The sequence below is a fragment of the Spirosoma sp. SC4-14 genome, assembly GCF_037201965.1.
Classification (GTDB): Bacteria; Bacteroidota; Bacteroidia; order Cytophagales; family Spirosomataceae; genus Spirosoma.
The window spans coordinates 6,678,365-6,694,995 of record NZ_CP147518.1; the positions used below are offsets into that span (position 1 = coordinate 6,678,365).

Here is a 16,631-nt window from a genome sequence, read left to right on the forward strand (position 1 = left end):
GTCGGTATGTAAACGAGCTTTGCCATCGGTGTTATGCTGAAAAAGCGAACAATGTTAGATAGATTATCCGGCTCTTGCAATAGTATAACGGTTTTTTTTTAGGATAGTTCGGGAACGGCCAAAACATTGTTCATACTCACTCGAAAAAGAACGTGTTTTCGCGGAAAAATCAATATTAATGTTTCAGCATAAGTGCTCTACTACAACAACCAATGGCAATAAAAAGAATGGCCACATGGCTTAAATACAAAAATTTCTATGCCCAAAAATGGCTTTATAACTTTCTTACTCGCAAGTTCAATATTTGATGATTAGCTTGCAGTTCTACCGACCGTACAGCGTATGTTACAACTTCGCAAATCGCTCTACCGCATTCTTGAGATTTCGGCAGGAAAACGCCGGGGTATAAGTTTTATTTTCAATTTAGTGCTTATTAGCATTATTACGCTCAATGCCATTGCTATTGTGCTCCATACCGTGCCAGAGTATAATCAACGATTTGCGCGGTTGTTCTACGATTTCGAGCTCTTTTCCGTCATATTCTTCACAATCGAATATATACTCCGGCTATGGGTTTGTGTTGAAAATGACAAATACCGGCACTGGTTCTGGGGACGGGTTCGGTATATGGTTTCGGGCTCGGCGTTGATCGATTTTCTGGCCATTTTTCCTTTCTATTTCTCGCTGTTTGCCACCGATCTGGCCATTGTTCGGATTCTGCGACTATTCCGAATTTTCCGTCTGTTCCGAATTTCGCGCTATTCGCACGCGTTCCGCCTGATCCAGAGCGTGGTCGCCGAAAAAAAAGAAGAACTCGTTCTCAGCACAATACTGGTCATTTTTATGCTCATCATTGTGTCTAGTGTCATGTATTATGTAGAGCATCCGGCTCAGCCCGACAAGTTTTCGAGTATTCCGGCAACGATGTGGTGGGGTGTTTCGGCCATGACCACCGTTGGCTATGGCGATATTCATCCGATAACCCCGCTGGGTAAATTGTTAGGCGGTATTGCGGCCATTATGGGTATTGGCTTGTTTGCTCTCCCGACCGGTATTCTGGTATCGGGCTTCAATGAGCACATTCGGGTACAGAAAAAACCGAAGATAACCTATTGCCCTCATTGCGGTAAAGAGATTTCAGCGTCTCCGAATTAATTAGGATACTAGCTACAGAAAGTTGTATGTAAGAATAGTTAGTGATTTGGGCTTAGCAGGGCTAGTTGTCGGGGCTAGTATTCACTACGTTCAAGGGGAATCGGGTCTCTGTCCGGCATACATCTGACTATAGTCTGAGAGTATGATTGAACGCAAACAGATTCTAAAACTTTCATTTGTATTTTTCCAGTGCTTTCAATGCTGCCGGATAGCGTTCCAGTTGCTGGAAGGCCCACAGCGATTCGATTGTTGATTCGGCTCCCGAATTCGGATTCACCTTTTTGGGCGACAAAATTCCGTCGTAGCCTCGGCCGGTTGCTGGATCGTAAATAGGTGTTTTTGCCGCATTTTTACCCAAAAACCAGCTCGCCAGCCGACCTGCCATATCGGCATATTTAAGGTCACGGGTCTGCTCATAGGCTTCCAGAGCGGCCGAAATCATTGGGCGAATACCGTAGGCAATTTGCGGAAACTGTCCCCGTTTAAACAACCGTCGTTCATTGCCAACCTGCTTCAGTTCAAATGATTCCATATACCCCTGCCGAATGAGATACGGATAAAACAGGTTAATTTCCTGCCGGGCCACGGCCTGCCATTCGGGCTTGTTGAGCAGTTTACCAGCCCGCTGTAGCGCATACGACTGGTCGGCAGCATAGGCATGCCAGTAGTTTTCGAAACTCAGGATAGCGCCGTAGGGAAACTGGCCTGGCCCGCCAAAACGCATTGCCACAATACCGTTTCCTAACTGTTCAATCAGTTTGAGCACGTTCGAATCTGGCTTTTGCAAATAACTATTCAGCAAACCCAGCAACATGATAGCCGCCTGGTCGGACCCCGAGCCAAATGGCAGCCAGGTTGGCACCTGCACTCCTCTTATGGTTGTATAGGTTGCAGGCTTTGCGCCAAAATCCCGTAGCATTACGGCCAATAGCTTCTCATTGGCTTTGCCAATCCGCTCAGCCAGCAGCGAGTTATGCTTTAAAAAATACGGGTGGGCTTCGGTCAGGAACCAGAACGCTCGCCACGACCAGAAATTGGCACTGGCAATGCTGGTTCTGAATGTTTTATTGATGGTCCGTTGTGGCCACAGAAAATTATAATAATAGCCCGCCACCGAATCGGGCGATGTTGCCTGAAGCTGTAGCACAAACTCCGTCATTTTCTGTAGTTTGAGTTGCTTGTCCTGATCGGCCGATAAGTCTGGTTCATGCAACAGAAACATAGCCGCCCGCGACACATCATCTACGCAGGTAAACCCTTCATCGAAGTCGCTGATCACCCTATAATCGGGTGCTTCGCAGTAGATGTATATGGTTCCGACCTCAACTCCGTTTTCCAGGGTAACATTTTGGTAGAGGTGATTGAAATGAGCCAGATTAACATACCGCTTCTGAATTGGCGGTTGAGCCCAAAGCGTTTCACCAACCAACGAAAGCAGAATAAATATCAACAATCGCATAGGTTGCAGCTTAGTCTTTCAAACCCGAAGACGCCATGCTTCGAATAAAGTGTTTCTGAAAAAACAGATATAATAGCACGATTGGTATAGCCAGAATAACAGCAGCGGCAATTTTAACCCCCAATTGTCCTTCGGCCCGACCTCCTACCGAAAACAACGTTACCAACTGGGGCATTGTCATAGTAGATTCGTTTCGGATAACAATCAATGGCCAGAGCGCTTCGTTCCACAAACCCATAAATGTCAGAATGGTAATGGTCAGAACGGTAGGCAGGCAGTTGGGTATGAGTATCTGAAAAATAATTCTCAGCTCACCAGCGCCATCCATTCGGGCCGCATCGATTAGCGCTTGTGGCAATGCCTGAAAGGCCTGCCGAAACAACAGAACCGACAACGAATTAAGCGCAAAGGGAACGATGAGCGCCAGGTAGGTATCGATCCAGCCAAACTTTACGATAGTAATGTAGTTAGGAATCAGTGTAATCTGGAAAGGCAGCGTCATGGTGAAAATAATCAGGTAAAAAATCAGATTTCGCCCAAAAAATTCAAGACGCGCCAGCGCATAGCCAACCATCGCGCCCGATATAAGCACCAGGCCAGTGGTCAGTATGGCAACCAGCGAACTGTTCAGAAACGCCCGGTCGAGCGGAATTTTCGTAAAAACGGTTACGTAGTTCTCCCACGTAAAACCAACCGGCCACAACAACACGTCGCCGAGCCCACTTTCTGACGACAGCGATGCGCTTACCATCCAGATAAATGGATAAACAAACGACAATGCCGCCAGCGAAAGCAGTAGGTAGCGTAGTAGAGCGTTCATGGGGAGTCGGTTTATGATTTTCGGTTTACGGTTGCTCTGCCTATTGGCTTACATCCTTCTCGTGCGGAGCAACCGTAAACCAACTCACACTTCCTGTTCAACATATCGGCGCTGAATGATTACGACAAACAAAATAATGAGAGCAAAACAAAAACCCAGCGTAGCCGAATAGCCCATGTGGTAGTATTGAAATGCCTGTTTATAAATGTACATCACGGCCGAAAGGGTTGTGTTCATTGGCCCTCCTTCGGTCATAATATATGGTTCCACAAAAAGCGAAAACCCACCGATTGTAGAGAGAACAACCACCGTAAAAATAGTGGGATTGATCATCGGGAAGGTTATGTATCGAAACTGTTGCCAGCGGGTAGCCCCTTCCAGCTCAGCGGCTTCGTAGTATTGTATGGGTACCGATTGCAGCCCAACCAGAAACAGAATAGTATATAATCCGACGTTTTTCCAGGTAGCCATTACCGCAATCGAGTACATGGCTATGTCGGGATCATCGAGCCAGGCTATCCGTCCCAGCGCCAGAGCAGTAAGCATCCGGTTCAGCACTCCCGAGTTGAAACTTAACAGTTGCTGCCATAAAATTGTAACGACAACGCCCGAAATAATAACAGGCAGAAAAAACGCTGCCCGAAAAAACGCAACTCCCCGAATAGTTCGGTTTAGCAATTCGGCCAATGTAAGAGCAATTGCAATTTGCAGCGGAATATGCACCATCAAAAACCGAAGAGTATTCCAAACCGCCTGCCAGAACAACCGATCATTCAGCAGGTGCTCATAGTTAGCAAGCCCTACATATTGCATCGGCGAAATGATGTTCCAGCGATGAAACGTCAGCACAATTGAAAAAACTACCGGAAACGCTACAAACACTAAAAAGTGCAAAATGTAGGGCGAAACAAGCAGATAAGGTGTCCACTTTTTCATAAAGAGTGAAAGAGCGAAAGAGTGAATGAGCTCTGCTTTATAAGAGTTCGCTCATTCACTCTTTAATAATACGTTTACCGCTTTGGCGGCATCGTGGATGGCCGCTTCGGGCGTTTTTTTGTTGAATATGACACAGGCTTCGTACTCCTGGGAGATAATATCGAATACTTCCACAATCAGTTCGCAGTTATCTACACCTTTGATATAGCGCGTCTGTTGCGCAAATGGCTTCAACCGTGGATTCCTGGCCAGAAAACCAGCAAAATAAGGATCGGTATCAATTTCTTTCCGACGCGGAAACTGCCCTGTCAGCTCCATCAGCCGTAAGTCGCCAGATTTGTCGACCAGTGTTTTCACAAACTCCCAGGCAAGCTGCGGATTGGGGCAGGTGTTGAAAATGACAATATTTTTCGGATCGCCATAGGTATAAACAGGTCCTGTATGATTGCCGGGAACAGGCATACTGTATATACCATATTCGAAACCCGGATCTTTAAATTTATCGAGAAACTCAACGGTCCAGGGGCCCGTAAACTGGGTAGCAATACGCTGCGCCAGAAATGGGTCGCGGGTAGCCGACAGGCGTTCTTTGGCAAAATAGTCGTTTTTGTAGAGTGTTTGCAAAAACCGGAACACCTCAATGGCATATTGATTGTCGAAAGCGGCCTCCATTGTTCCATCGGCAGTCTTTTTAATTAATGGAGCACCGTTCGAAGCGGCCAGATAGAGCGGATAAAAGTTAAACAACCGCTGATACCAGATTGCCTTCACTTCGGTATAGCCGAGCCATTGATCAACATAGCCGTCACCATTTTTGTCCTGCTTAAACTCTTGGCCCGCTTTCAGGTAATCGGCATAAACATAGGGTGGAGTTGGTGTATGCCACTGCTGGAGAGAGCGTGTGTTGCAGAATAGCATAATCGGATTCACTTTCCACGGCACCTGATAAATATGCCCATCCGACGATGTAATTTCCCGGACTACAGCACTATCGCAACGCAACTTTATAAAATCCAGAAAGCCATCCAGCGTATCCAGCGGTATCAGCACACCTGCTTTGGCATACATTTCCACATTTCCCTGCCACATATTGGCATAAATATCGGGCGTGGTTTTACCAACTACCGACGCCAGAATAATCTCTTCGCTCGACTGCCCTTCGGGAATTGGCTGATACCGCAACGGTTTGCCAGGGTGCTGCTTTTGCCAGCGAGTTGTAAACTCCTTTGCAAATGTGATCTCCCCGGCGTTGTTCGAACACCAGAATGTTAGCGGACGGTCCGAATCAACCTTATGGGTGCATCCAACAAGAAGAAGACACCAAAGGCCCAGTTGATAACCACGTATTATTTTCCAATCCAGGCGCATAGACCCGTAATAATACAGACAAATCCACAAATAATCGTACGAACATCCAAACAAATTGCTTTTTATACCTATCCGTTTGTCTTCGATAAGATACTTATCTGAGAAGTGCGGGTCGTTCGTGTTGGGGCACTCTACTTTCGAAGATATAAGTACCCCGACCGAAATCGCCGTTTGAAATCCGCCCCGACCTTGCTAACTTTGAGTATGGAAAATTTCGTGGTCTCGGCCCGCAAGTACCGTCCTGCTACCTTCGACACGGTTGTTGGGCAGGAGCATATTACTACCACACTTCAGAACGCTATCAAGACCAACCATTTAGCGTCGGCGTTTTTGTTTTGTGGACCGCGAGGAGTTGGTAAAACAACCTGCGCCCGAATTCTGGCCAAGACAATCAATTGCCAAAACCTGACCGCCGAAGGCGAAGCCTGCGACACCTGCGAATCGTGTGTGAGCTTCAATCAGAGTGCGTCATTTAATATTCATGAGCTGGATGCAGCTTCGAACAACTCCGTTGAAGATATCCGGAACCTGATCGATCAGGTCCGCTATCCGCCCCAGTCAGGAAAATACAAGATCTATATCATCGATGAGGTTCATATGCTCTCGTCGGCGGCTTTCAATGCGTTTCTAAAAACGCTGGAAGAACCCCCCTCCTACGCGATTTTCATTCTGGCAACTACAGAAAAACACAAAATCCTGCCAACAATTCTGTCGCGTTGCCAGATCTTCGATTTTAACCGGATTCAGCCGCAACACATCGCCACTCACCTGGCCAAAATTGCCGAAAAAGAAGGCATAACGGCCGAATCGGAAGCGCTGGACCTGATTGCTCAGAAAGCCGATGGCGGGCTAAGGGATGCCTTGTCGATGTTCGACCTGAATGTTACGTTTGCTACCGACCGGATCATTCGCTACAAGGAAGTGCTCGATAATCTGCACATCCTCGATTACGACTATTATTTTAAACTGACCGATTTGCTGCTGGCAGGCAACCTACCGCAAAGCCTGCTCACGATCGACGAAATCCTGCGTAAAGGATTCGATGGCCATCAGTTTGTGGTGGGCCTATGCCGCCACTTCCGCGATCTGCTGGTTTGTAAAGATGCGGCAACCGTGCAACTGCTACAGGTAACCGAAAACGTACGGCGGCAATACCTCGATCAATCAGCGCGGGCACCAATGTCGTTCCTGCTGTCGGCACTTAGCCTGGGCGGCCAGTGCGACATGAACTACAAACAGGCTAAGGACCAGCGGCTGCATATAGAACTGTGGCAGATGAAACTGGCTAACCTCCGCAATCTGCTCAACTGGGAAAGTTTGCCAGAGTTGCCACTTAATGGCTCCCCACATGGAGATCGACCTACAGGTAACCAGCCGGTAGACGAAAAAAAAAACGCCAGTCGCCCAGCCAGCGAACAGCCGTCAGCCCGTAGTGGTAGCCAGCTAACAGAAAGTCAGCCGCTCACCAGCGAACCTGTTAATCAGTATCAGGCCGAAAAAACCGTTTCTAACACAAACGGAGCTTTGCCAAACGGGGCTGTTCATCGGAATGGTACGGCGGCTACAGTTTTAGCTCCTACCGGGGTTTCTACAACACCGCCCAAACCGCCCATTCCCCCACCAACACGTCCGGCCAATAGCCGTCTGCGCCCTACGGTTCCGCTGGTTAGCAGTGCGGCACAGGCAGCAGTAGCAACTACCGAAGAGGTTGTAGTTGCTGCGCCCGTTCGCGTTGACAAACCGTTTAGCTTCGATGATCTACAGGATGCCTGGTCGACATTTGCCCGGCTTCGTAAACAACAGAATGACATTACGTCGGAACAAGTTGTCCTGAATCGGGAGTTAACCCTTAACGGCACCACCGTTCACTTAACACTCGACAACACGTTGCAAGTCGATTTTCTGACCGAACTCAAACCCGATTTGCTGGGCTATCTACGCAAAGAGCTTCAGAACAGCCAGATTCAGATCGAACACAAAGTGGTGATTCAGGAAGTGAAGAAAATGATTTATAGCTCGCTCGATAAATTCAACTACATGGCCGAAAAAAATCCGGCCCTGCACGAGCTACGAAGGGTATTGAATCTGGAAGTTGACTATTAGGGATTTTAACAATCTTTTCAATCTTGTTAAAATCCCGCTTCTGACTAATTCTGACATCATTTATACGCTTTTGCCTCCCGAATCAATGACTTGTATTCGCTGACGGCCAGCGCTTTTTTATAATACACTTTGGCGCGGTTGCGGTCGTTGGCGCGAGCCGCAATGCGAGCAATTCCAGAATAGGCAAAAGCCTGATACTCTTTCGTGTAGGATTCACTAAAAGGAAGCTTTAGTGCGGTTTCGTAGAATCTCATTGCTTCCTTATCGTTCTTATCGTCATACTCTGCCAGCATTCCGTCGAATGTATTAACTGCCAGTGGCACCAGCTTATTCGGCATCTGTTTCAGGCGTTCTACGTAAGGTCGCGCTTCGGCATACCGCCCCGACAGCAACAGGGCTTCGGCATTAATCATCCCAAATAAAGGGTTGTCCGGATACTTATCGGCCAGGTATTTTGTGTAAACCGACGCCCGCGCCGGGTTCATTTCGTGCTTCAGATAAATATGCGCCAGATAGTAGTTTGCCACAGGACGCATAAAAATGCCTTTTTTTGTGGCAATGTCAATCTGCTTTAAGCCCTGCGCCATATCGCCATCCTGAAAAAAGAACATAAACGGCTTCACAATCGAATGATCCATCGGATACCGTTCGATATAGTAATTGTAAAGACCCGATGTAAACTGAAAGTCGGGAGCCCGGTTGGCTAACCCGAAGCCCGTTTTCAGATAACTATAGGCCTTTTTCGATTCGCCAACCGCTTTGAGGGCCTCGCCTTTGTTATTGTAGAGCGAAGCCAGATAGCTATGGGCAGTCAGCGCAAAAAAGGTACCTTCGGGGTCGTCTTCGTTCTTATCGAGCATTTTTTTTGCCAGCTCAAGCCCCCGGTTTGCTGTCTGAACAAACTGGGCTGTAGCGGCCTTATTTTCATGCAAAGGCAGATATTGAAGTTCCAACTGGGTAGCCCGCAAAATGTAGCCGACCGGATGCTGCGGGTGGCGCAATTGCATTTGCCGGATCATACCATCGGCTTCGGCAAACTCACAGTTGTAAATAGCATCCAGTGTTTTGAGAATCGTTTGCTGAAAAGCCGGATCGGTCAGCACCTGAGCCTTCGAAACAACCGACAGGCTAAGCAAACAAAAGATAAAGAGTATTTTTTTCAGCGTCATTCTGGTTGGTGTCAGGCGTCATCGTTTGATTCTATACTAGCCGGACCGTACTTTTGTTAACAGCGTATTATCTAACGATGGCTATACGCAAAAGTTTCACTTATGATTCATTACGAACAGTTTGTACTGGACAATGGCCTGCGGGTCTTCGTCCACGAAGACGAATCGACCCCGATAGCGGCCGTCAATATTCTTTATAATGTTGGTTCGCGCGACGAAGATCCCGAAAAAACGGGGTTTGCCCACTTATTCGAACACCTGATGTTTGGTGGTTCGCGGCATATTCCGGCCTACGACGAGCCGCTCCAGAAAGTTGGTGGGGAGAATAATGCTTTTACCAGTCCCGACATCACCAACTACTACATTACCCTCCCGGCTGCTAATCTGGAAACGGCCTTCTGGCTCGAATCCGATCGGATGCTGAGTCTGTCTTTCGACCCGCAAGTGCTCGATGTGCAGCAAAAAGTTGTTATTGAAGAATTCAAACAGCGGTATCTGAACCAGCCGTATGGCGACGTATGGCTCAAACTCCGTCCGCTGGCCTATCAAACCCACCCATACCGCTGGGCAACCATCGGAAAAGACATCAGCCACATCGAAAACGCGACACTAGACGATGTAAAAGCCTTTTTCTACAAATACTATCTACCCAACAATGCCATTCTGGTTGTAGCCGGAAATGTTACGATAGAAGAGGTAAAGCAGTTGTGTGCCAAGTGGTTCGAACCAATTCCGGCGGGTGACCACTATATTCGGCAACTGCCCGCCGAACTCCCTCAAACAGCCGCCCGCAAGTTGGAAACTTCGGCCAAAGTTCCTTTAAATGGCCTCTATAAAGCCTATCATATGCCGGGTCGTTTTCAGCCTGATTTTCACACCACCGATCTGCTGAGCGATCTGCTTGGCCGGAGCAAATCGTCGCGCCTGTATCAGCGGCTCCTGCGCGACAATCCGCTTTTCAGCAACGTAGGCGCTTATATCACCTCCTCCATTGATCCGGGTCTATTAGTCGTTCAGGGCACGCTTAACGGAGGTGTTTCGCTGGAAGAAGCCGACGCGGCTGTTGAAAGCGTTGTACAGGAGTTTATCGATCAGACAGTATCGGACGAAGAACTGGCGAAAGTAAAAAATCAGGCAGAAGCTACCCTGGCCTTTTCGGAAGTAGAACTACTAAACCGGGCCATGAATCTGGCATTTGCAGCCAATGCCGGTAACCCCGATCTGGTCAATGAAGAAGCCGCTCAGATTCAGGCCGTAACGCCCGACGATTTGCGTGCAATGGCGAAACAGGTACTTCGAAAAGACAACTGCTCAACGCTATACTATCGGGTGGCATAAACAACAAACAGCATAGAAACGACCTATCGGCCAAAGGCACTGACGGCAGAACCGCTCCAGGCGTTATCCCAAGACCTGAAACAGGCGCTCACCGAACTCTACGGCGACCGGCTCAATCGGATAGTGCTATACGGTTCCTACGCCCGTGGTGATTTCCATGCTGAATCCGACGTCTATTATATGGTGGTACTCAATGATGACGAAGTGAAATCAGGAAAAGAGATTCGTTATATGGTTGACCGGGTCTATGATCTTTCCGATGAGCATCATACATTGATTTCGGTCAAACCAGCTTCATTAGAAAAGTACCTTCATTCCGATTTATTCCTTTATCAGAACGCCCGACGTGAAGGCAAACTTATATGAGCGGAAACGTACATACCTATATGCTTCTGGCAGAGGAATGTTTGAGAGATGCTCAGTATTTATTACAGAACGGCAGTTATTGGAGTGCCGCCGGACGGGCCTATTATGCTTATTTCGACGCTGTAAGAGCATTGCTTGCAACCAGAAATATAACCAGCAAGTCTCATTCATCCATCAAAATGCTATTCGGAGAACACTTTGTTCTAACAGGTATTTGCGAAAGATCTGATGCTAAAGACTTTCATAAACTGTTTTTGCTACGGCAGAATAGCGATTATGATGCGGACGAAGAAACGACCGAAATAGATGCGATGGATGCATTGGAAACGGCATCCGAATTTCTTATGTAGGCCGAAGCCTATCTTCGGCAAAACGATTTTGTTTCATGAAAATACGAGTAGGACAAGGCTACGATGTTCATCGACTCGAAGCCGGACGACCATTCTGGCTGGGTGGTATCCAGATTCCGAGTTCATTCGGGCCGGTTGGTCATTCTGATGCCGATGTGGTGTGCCATGTGCTGTGCGATGCGCTGCTGGGCGCAGCCAACATGCGTAATATTGGCTATCATTTTTCGGATAAAGACCCTCGCTGGAAAGGTGTCGATAGTAAGATTCTGCTAACCGAAGTACTTCGTATGGTCCGGGAAGCGGGTTACGAGGTTTCGAATGTCGATGTTACGGTTGTGTTGCAGGAACCCAAACTAAACCCACATATCCCGGCGATGAAAACCTGTCTGGCTGCTGTTATGGCGATACCGGAAGACGATATTTCTATTAAAGCCACTACTTCCGAACACATCGGGTTCGTTGGGCGGGGCGAAGGTATTGCCGCGCATTGTGTGGCGCTTATCTTTAAGGATTAATTCGTAAATACAATCTGTTTATGAAAACCCTGATTTACCTCCCTGCTCTGCTCCTGACAGGCGTAGTGGCCTGTGCGCAACCCAAACCCAGTAAACCCGACGAGCCACTGGGTTTCGAAGAATACGACCCCGTTTCGACGCTGAAAGTACCCGAACACAAACTGACCCGGGCCAAATATCCGTTCATCGATGTGCATAATCACCAGTACCAGATGGATCATGCCGATCTGAGCAAGCTAGTTGCCCAGATGGATAGCCTGAACATGGGCCTGATGATTAACCTGAGTGGCCGTGGTTTTAGCAGTAGCGAAGCCGAAAGCACTCGCTTTTTCGACGACGCGCTGGCCAACATTCAGAAAAGCAACCCCAAACGGCTGGCCTTGTTTACAAACATTAATTTCTCCAATGTAAACGATAAAGGCTGGACAGCGCAGGCGGTAAAAACCCTCGAAGACGATGTAAAAAAGGGCGCTCACGGCCTGAAAATCTACAAAAACCTGGGCCTTAATGTCAAGGACGATAAAGGTGCACGCGTACGAGTCGACGATCCGCGCCTTGACGCCATCTGGGCCAAATGTGGCGAACTGGGCATTCCGGTGCTGATTCACACGGCAGACCCTAAGTCATTCTGGGACCCAATGGATCGGTATAACGAGCGCTGGCTCGAACTGAAGTTACATGCCGGTCGTCGGCGCGGCCCAAATGATCCGGTTCCCTGGGATCAACTGATTACCGAACAGCACAATGTGTTCCGCAAACACCCAAAAACAACCTTCATTGCGGCTCACATGGGCTGGTATCCCAACGATCTGAAAAAACTCGATAGCCTGATGACGGTTTTCCCGAACATGAATGTCGAGATTGGTGCCGTTATTGCCGAACTGGGCCGCCAGCCACGAACTGCCGGTAAATTCTTCGACAAATATCAGGATCGAATTCTGTTCGGTAAAGACAGTTGGGTTCCGTCTGAATACGCTACTTATTTCCGGGTTCTGGAATCCGACGACGAGTATTTCCCCTACCACAAAAAGTACCACGCTTTCTGGCGTATGTATGGCATGGCCCTACCCGACGAAATTCTTAAGAAAGTGTACTACAAAAATGCACTACGGATTATTCCAGGACTAGACAAAAGCCAGTTCCCAAACTAATCTAGGGCCAGACATTGGTTTGGCCCACAAAATCCTGGGTAGCATACCGCCATGAAAATTACCACCATCAACCTATATCGCTACGACATTTCGCTAAAGGCCCCCATAGCTATTTCGCTCGGAACCATCGAGCATGCCCGGAACATACTGGTCGAAATTCAGACCGACGAAAGCATTACGGGCTGGGGCGAAGGTTCCCCTTTCTGGATGATCGTTGGCGAAACACAAGCTTCCAGTCTGGCGGCTGCCAACGATATGGCCCGGCTGCTAATTGGCCGCAATCCGCTCGATATTGAAGGTTGCCTGACAACGCTGATCCGTTATCTACCCGCCCACCCTACCACGCGTTCGGCTTTCGATATGGCCTTGTATGACCTTGCAGCCAAAACAGCCAAAATGCCGCTTTATCAGTTTCTGGGAGGCTCGAAACAGACACTCGTAACCGACGAAACTATTTACATCAATACTCCCGAACGAATGGTGGAGGATGCGCTCCGAATTCAGGCAAAAGGAGCAGATGCTATTAAAGTCAAGCTCGGCACAAACTTACGGGATGATATTGCCCGGATTGAAGCCATTCGGGAAGCCATTGGCACCGATACACCTATTCGCACCGACGCCAACCAGGGCTGGGATGTAGTAACGGCTCAGGCCGTTTTGCGTAAGATTGGCGACTGGAATGTGCAATATTGCGAACAGCCGATCAAACGCCACGACATTGCCGGACTTCGACAGATTCGGCAACAGACAACCGTACCCATTATGGCCGACGAGAGCTTGTTCGATGCTATTGATGCCATACGACTTGTTCGGGAGGAAGCCGTCGACTATTTCAATATCAAGCTCTCTAAGAGCGGTGGTATTTTTGAAGCACTCAAAATCAATTCGATTGCCGAATCGGCCGGTATTGCGTGTATGATTGGCTGCATGTCGGAGTCACGGCTGGCTTTAACAGCCAATGCTCATCTTGCTTCGGCTCGCCAAAACGTTCGATTCTATGACCTGGACGCCTGTTTCGAACATGCCGACGATCCGATATATGGCGGTATTAGCTACAATGGCTACCAGATCGAACTTCCTGATACGCCCGGCATTGGCGCTGAAGTCGATTCGGCTTTCTTAAAACAATGCCCTACGGTCAGCATCTCCTGAACTCTGTAAGTGTTCCGCATGATTACGATTACCACCGTTCAATCGAATGCCGATGTGCAGGGCATTCTGGATCTGCAACAGGCCAATCTACGCAAAAACGTTCCGATAAACGTTCAACTCGATCAGGGATTTGTAACGGTCGAACATGATCCGGCCGTGCTGGCTCGTATGAATCAGGCAGCCCCCAGTATTATTGCCAAAGACGGAGATAGGGTAATTGGTTATGCACTTACGATGCTTCCCGAATTTGGGGCCGATGTGCCGGAATTACTTCCGCTATTTGATCTAATCAATTCGCTCACCTATACCGACAAGCCTTTGCGCGAGTATGCCTGGTATGTGATGGGGCAGGTGTGCGTTGGCGAAGGCTATCGGGGGCAACGGGTCTTCGATCGAATGTTCGATCATCACCGCGAAGTTTACGGCCAGCAATATCAACTGCTAATCACCGATATTTCGGCCAGCAATACGCGCTCCCTGCGCGCCCACGCCCGTGTTGGTTTCGAGCCTCTGCACGAATTCTACGACCCGGCCATTGGCGAAACCTGGGTGGTTGTTGTCTGGAATTGGGGTAAGTAAAAAGGAGATGGTTTATGGTTTACGGTTTGTGGTTTATCGTTGCTCCGCCTAATTAGGACCAGAATGAGCAGCGCAACCATAAACCGTAAATCCTAAACCCAATATGCGCTTAATTCTCCCACTCTTACTGCTTGCTACTTCTCTCCTTGCCCAGCCATTACCACAAACCTTCACAACAGCCAAATCGCCCGCCGAAGCTGGCTTTTCGGCCGAACGACTCAAACGACTCGATAGCTGGCTACAAAGCCTGATCGATCAGGGCATTGCTCCTAATGCCGTTACCTTCGTTGCCCACAAAGGTAACGTTGTACACCATAAAGCCTTTGGATACAGCAATCTGGCAAAGAAAACCCCGCTAAAACGCAATGATATGTACCGGATTGCCTCACAGTCGAAGGCAATCACAACGGCAACGCTCATGACGTTGTTTGAAGAAGAAAAGTTTTTGCTCGACGATCCGATTTCGAAATACATACCAGCCTTCAAAAACCCTACAGTGCTGGTAAAATACGACAAAGCCAACCCCATTAACGGCACTTACGAAACCCGGCCGGCCAAAAGCGAAATCACCATCCGGCAACTGCTCAGCCACAACGCTGGCATTCCCTACGAACACCCACTCGACCAGCGTCCCGAGTTTAAAATACCCTTCTTCAACTCAACGGCTCCCGACAAGCTCGAAGATGTGATTAACAAACTTGCCAAACGCCCGCTCCTGCGCGATCCCGGAACGGATTCCACTGGCACTGGCTTCACATATGGCCTGAATACCGATATTATCGGGCGGTTGATTGAAATTCTATCCGGTAAACCGTTCGATATAGCCATGCGTGAGCGAGTCCTCGATCCGCTCGGTATGAACGATACCTACTTTTACCTACCCGACAACAAAGCGAGCCGACTGGTTGAGCTATACAGCAAAGCGAGCCTGGATCAACCCTTGACGCAACATGAGAACGAAGCCTATCGAAACTCATCTATTTCAGGCGCAAAAACCTACTTTTCGGGTGGTGCTGGGCTAATTAGCACCGTTGAAGATTATGCCAGGCTCTGCCAGATGTTTTTGAACAAAGGCACCTTCAACAACAAACGGATTCTGGGTCGTAAAACCGTCGAAATGATGCTACACAACCAGATTGGAGCCGCCGAAGTCTGGGATCGTCACGACAAATTTGGGCTGGGTTTCCAACTCATTACCGAACAATCGCACTATGGCGATCAGGCTTCGCCGGGATCATTTACGTGGGGAGGAATGTATTGTTCCGAATTTACCATCGACCCAAAGGAAGATCTGATTCTGCTGATTTTCACAAACGTACATCCGTATGCCTATTATAGCGATTTCGTTAAAAAATTTCGCATTGCCGTCTATCAGGCCTTGGAGTAAACCCACTGGTTACGGTACTTTAGTATAGGATTGCCACCGGCAGTAGAGCATTGTCTGGAGGTATTTTTTATGAATCTGTTAAAACAAATCACAGCCATGAATCCGCAAAAAACCGCCGTTGTCCTGATCGAGTATCAGAATGATTTTACGTCGCCGGGAGGTAGCCTGCACGATGCTGTTAAAGGTGTTATGGAGTCGACAAATATGCTCCAGAATACCATTGATCTGGTACAAAAAGCCCGCGAAGCCGGAGCAGTGATTATTCATTCGCCAATCAGTTTTCAGGAAGGTTATTTCGAAATAACAAAGCATCCGTATGGCATTCTGAAAGGCGTTGTCGAGAGTCAGTCGTTCCGCAAAGGATCATGGGGCGTCGACATTGTTGATGTGCTAACCCCTCAACCCGGCGACATTGTGCTGGAAGGTAAGCGTGGGCTAGATGCATTCGCCAGCACAAATCTGGATTTCATTCTGCGCAGTAAAGGCATTGAAACCATGGCCTTGGGCGGTTTTCTGACCAACTGCTGCGTTGAATCGACCATGCGTTCAGGGTACGAAAAAGGATTCGAGGTCATTACCCTCACCGACTGCACCGCTACGCTGAGCGAAGAAGAGCAAGCCTTTGCCTGCGCAAAAAACTTCCCGATGTTTTCGAAACCTATGACACACAACCAGTTTCTGGACGAGTTAACGGGACAAGCCGTTCAGGAAATCGAAACAAGAGGGTATTCGGCCTGAGCTACGCCATCAAGAGAACCCTAAAAGGTTTTTGAAACCTTTTAG

The 16,631-nt window shown here is 48.4% G+C and carries 16 protein-coding genes; 11 read left to right on the forward strand and 5 right to left on the reverse strand.

Going from position 1 to position 16,631, the window contains the following annotated elements; genetic code table 11:
- The first annotated feature begins 342 nt into the window (after positions 1–342).
- Positions 343–1,155, forward strand: coding sequence for an ion transporter (locus WBJ53_RS27560; RefSeq protein WP_338872284.1), 813 nt, complete (start codon positions 343–345; stop codon positions 1,153–1,155).
- 172 nt (positions 1,156–1,327) lie between these two features.
- Here the strand turns inward: WBJ53_RS27560 and WBJ53_RS27565 are convergent, their stop codons facing one another.
- The 4 genes from WBJ53_RS27565 to WBJ53_RS27580 all read right to left on the reverse strand — a co-directional run bounded on the left by WBJ53_RS27565 (position 1,328) and on the right by WBJ53_RS27580 (position 5,738).
- Positions 1,328–2,614: a hypothetical protein gene (locus WBJ53_RS27565; RefSeq protein WP_338872286.1), complete on the reverse strand. Its 1,287-nt coding sequence runs from the start codon at positions 2,612–2,614 to the stop codon at positions 1,328–1,330.
- Positions 2,615–2,624: 10 nt separating this feature from the next.
- Positions 2,625–3,434 carry a carbohydrate ABC transporter permease gene (locus WBJ53_RS27570; RefSeq protein WP_338872289.1) on the reverse strand — a complete coding sequence of 270 codons (810 nt, stop codon included), beginning with the start codon at positions 3,432–3,434 and terminating at the stop codon, positions 2,625–2,627.
- Positions 3,435–3,518: 84 nt separating this feature from the next.
- The gene (locus WBJ53_RS27575) at positions 3,519–4,370 is read right to left on the reverse strand and encodes a sugar ABC transporter permease (protein WP_338872291.1); all 852 of its coding nucleotides are present in this window, start codon (positions 4,368–4,370) and stop codon (positions 3,519–3,521) included.
- 51 nt (positions 4,371–4,421) lie between these two features.
- Positions 4,422–5,738, reverse strand: coding sequence for an extracellular solute-binding protein (locus WBJ53_RS27580; protein WP_338872293.1), 1,317 nt, complete (start codon positions 5,736–5,738; stop codon positions 4,422–4,424).
- 204 nt (positions 5,739–5,942) lie between these two features.
- Between WBJ53_RS27580 and WBJ53_RS27585 the strand changes: the two genes are divergently transcribed.
- On the forward strand, positions 5,943–7,841 hold the full coding sequence (locus WBJ53_RS27585; protein WP_338872295.1) for a DNA polymerase III subunit gamma/tau: 1,899 nt from the start codon (positions 5,943–5,945) through the stop codon (positions 7,839–7,841).
- 56 nt (positions 7,842–7,897) lie between these two features.
- On the opposite strand, the gene WBJ53_RS27590 is transcribed toward WBJ53_RS27585, so the two are convergent.
- On the reverse strand, positions 7,898–9,010 hold the full coding sequence (locus WBJ53_RS27590; protein ID WP_338872297.1) for a hypothetical protein: 1,113 nt from the start codon (positions 9,008–9,010) through the stop codon (positions 7,898–7,900).
- 102 nt (positions 9,011–9,112) lie between these two features.
- Here WBJ53_RS27590 and WBJ53_RS27595 point away from each other — a divergent pair, with 102 nt between their 5' ends.
- From WBJ53_RS27595 to WBJ53_RS27635, 9 genes are all read left to right on the forward strand, one after another.
- Positions 9,113–10,348, forward strand: a complete 1,236-nt coding sequence (locus WBJ53_RS27595; protein ID WP_338872299.1) for a pitrilysin family protein — start codon at positions 9,113–9,115, stop codon at positions 10,346–10,348.
- Between the two features lie 123 nt (positions 10,349–10,471).
- Entirely contained in the window at positions 10,472–10,714 is a 243-nt protein-coding gene (locus WBJ53_RS27600; RefSeq protein ID WP_338872300.1) for a nucleotidyltransferase domain-containing protein, read from the forward strand.
- A 20-nt stretch (positions 10,715–10,734) separates the two neighbouring features.
- Positions 10,735–11,064, forward strand: coding sequence for a HEPN domain-containing protein (locus WBJ53_RS27605; protein WP_338872302.1), 330 nt, complete (start codon positions 10,735–10,737; stop codon positions 11,062–11,064).
- Between the two features lie 35 nt (positions 11,065–11,099).
- A complete protein-coding gene (gene ispF, locus WBJ53_RS27610; RefSeq protein WP_338872304.1) occupies positions 11,100–11,579 on the forward strand; it encodes a 2-C-methyl-D-erythritol 2,4-cyclodiphosphate synthase in 480 nt (159 codons plus the stop codon).
- Positions 11,580–11,599: 20 nt separating this feature from the next.
- On the forward strand, positions 11,600–12,730 hold the full coding sequence (locus tag WBJ53_RS27615) for an amidohydrolase family protein (RefSeq protein WP_338872306.1): 1,131 nt from the start codon (positions 11,600–11,602) through the stop codon (positions 12,728–12,730).
- 51 nt (positions 12,731–12,781) lie between these two features.
- Positions 12,782–13,882: a dipeptide epimerase gene (locus WBJ53_RS27620; protein ID WP_338872308.1), complete on the forward strand. Its 1,101-nt coding sequence runs from the start codon at positions 12,782–12,784 to the stop codon at positions 13,880–13,882.
- An 18-nt stretch (positions 13,883–13,900) separates the two neighbouring features.
- Entirely contained in the window at positions 13,901–14,461 is a 561-nt protein-coding gene (locus tag WBJ53_RS27625; protein ID WP_338872310.1) for a GNAT family protein, read from the forward strand.
- Between the two features lie 103 nt (positions 14,462–14,564).
- Positions 14,565–15,848 (forward strand): serine hydrolase domain-containing protein, encoded by a 1,284-nt coding sequence (locus tag WBJ53_RS27630; protein ID WP_338872312.1) that lies wholly within the window; start codon positions 14,565–14,567, stop codon positions 15,846–15,848.
- Positions 15,849–15,944: 96 nt separating this feature from the next.
- Positions 15,945–16,586 (forward strand): cysteine hydrolase, encoded by a 642-nt coding sequence (locus tag WBJ53_RS27635; protein WP_338872314.1) that lies wholly within the window; start codon positions 15,945–15,947, stop codon positions 16,584–16,586.
- The last annotated feature ends 45 nt before the right edge of the window (positions 16,587–16,631 follow it).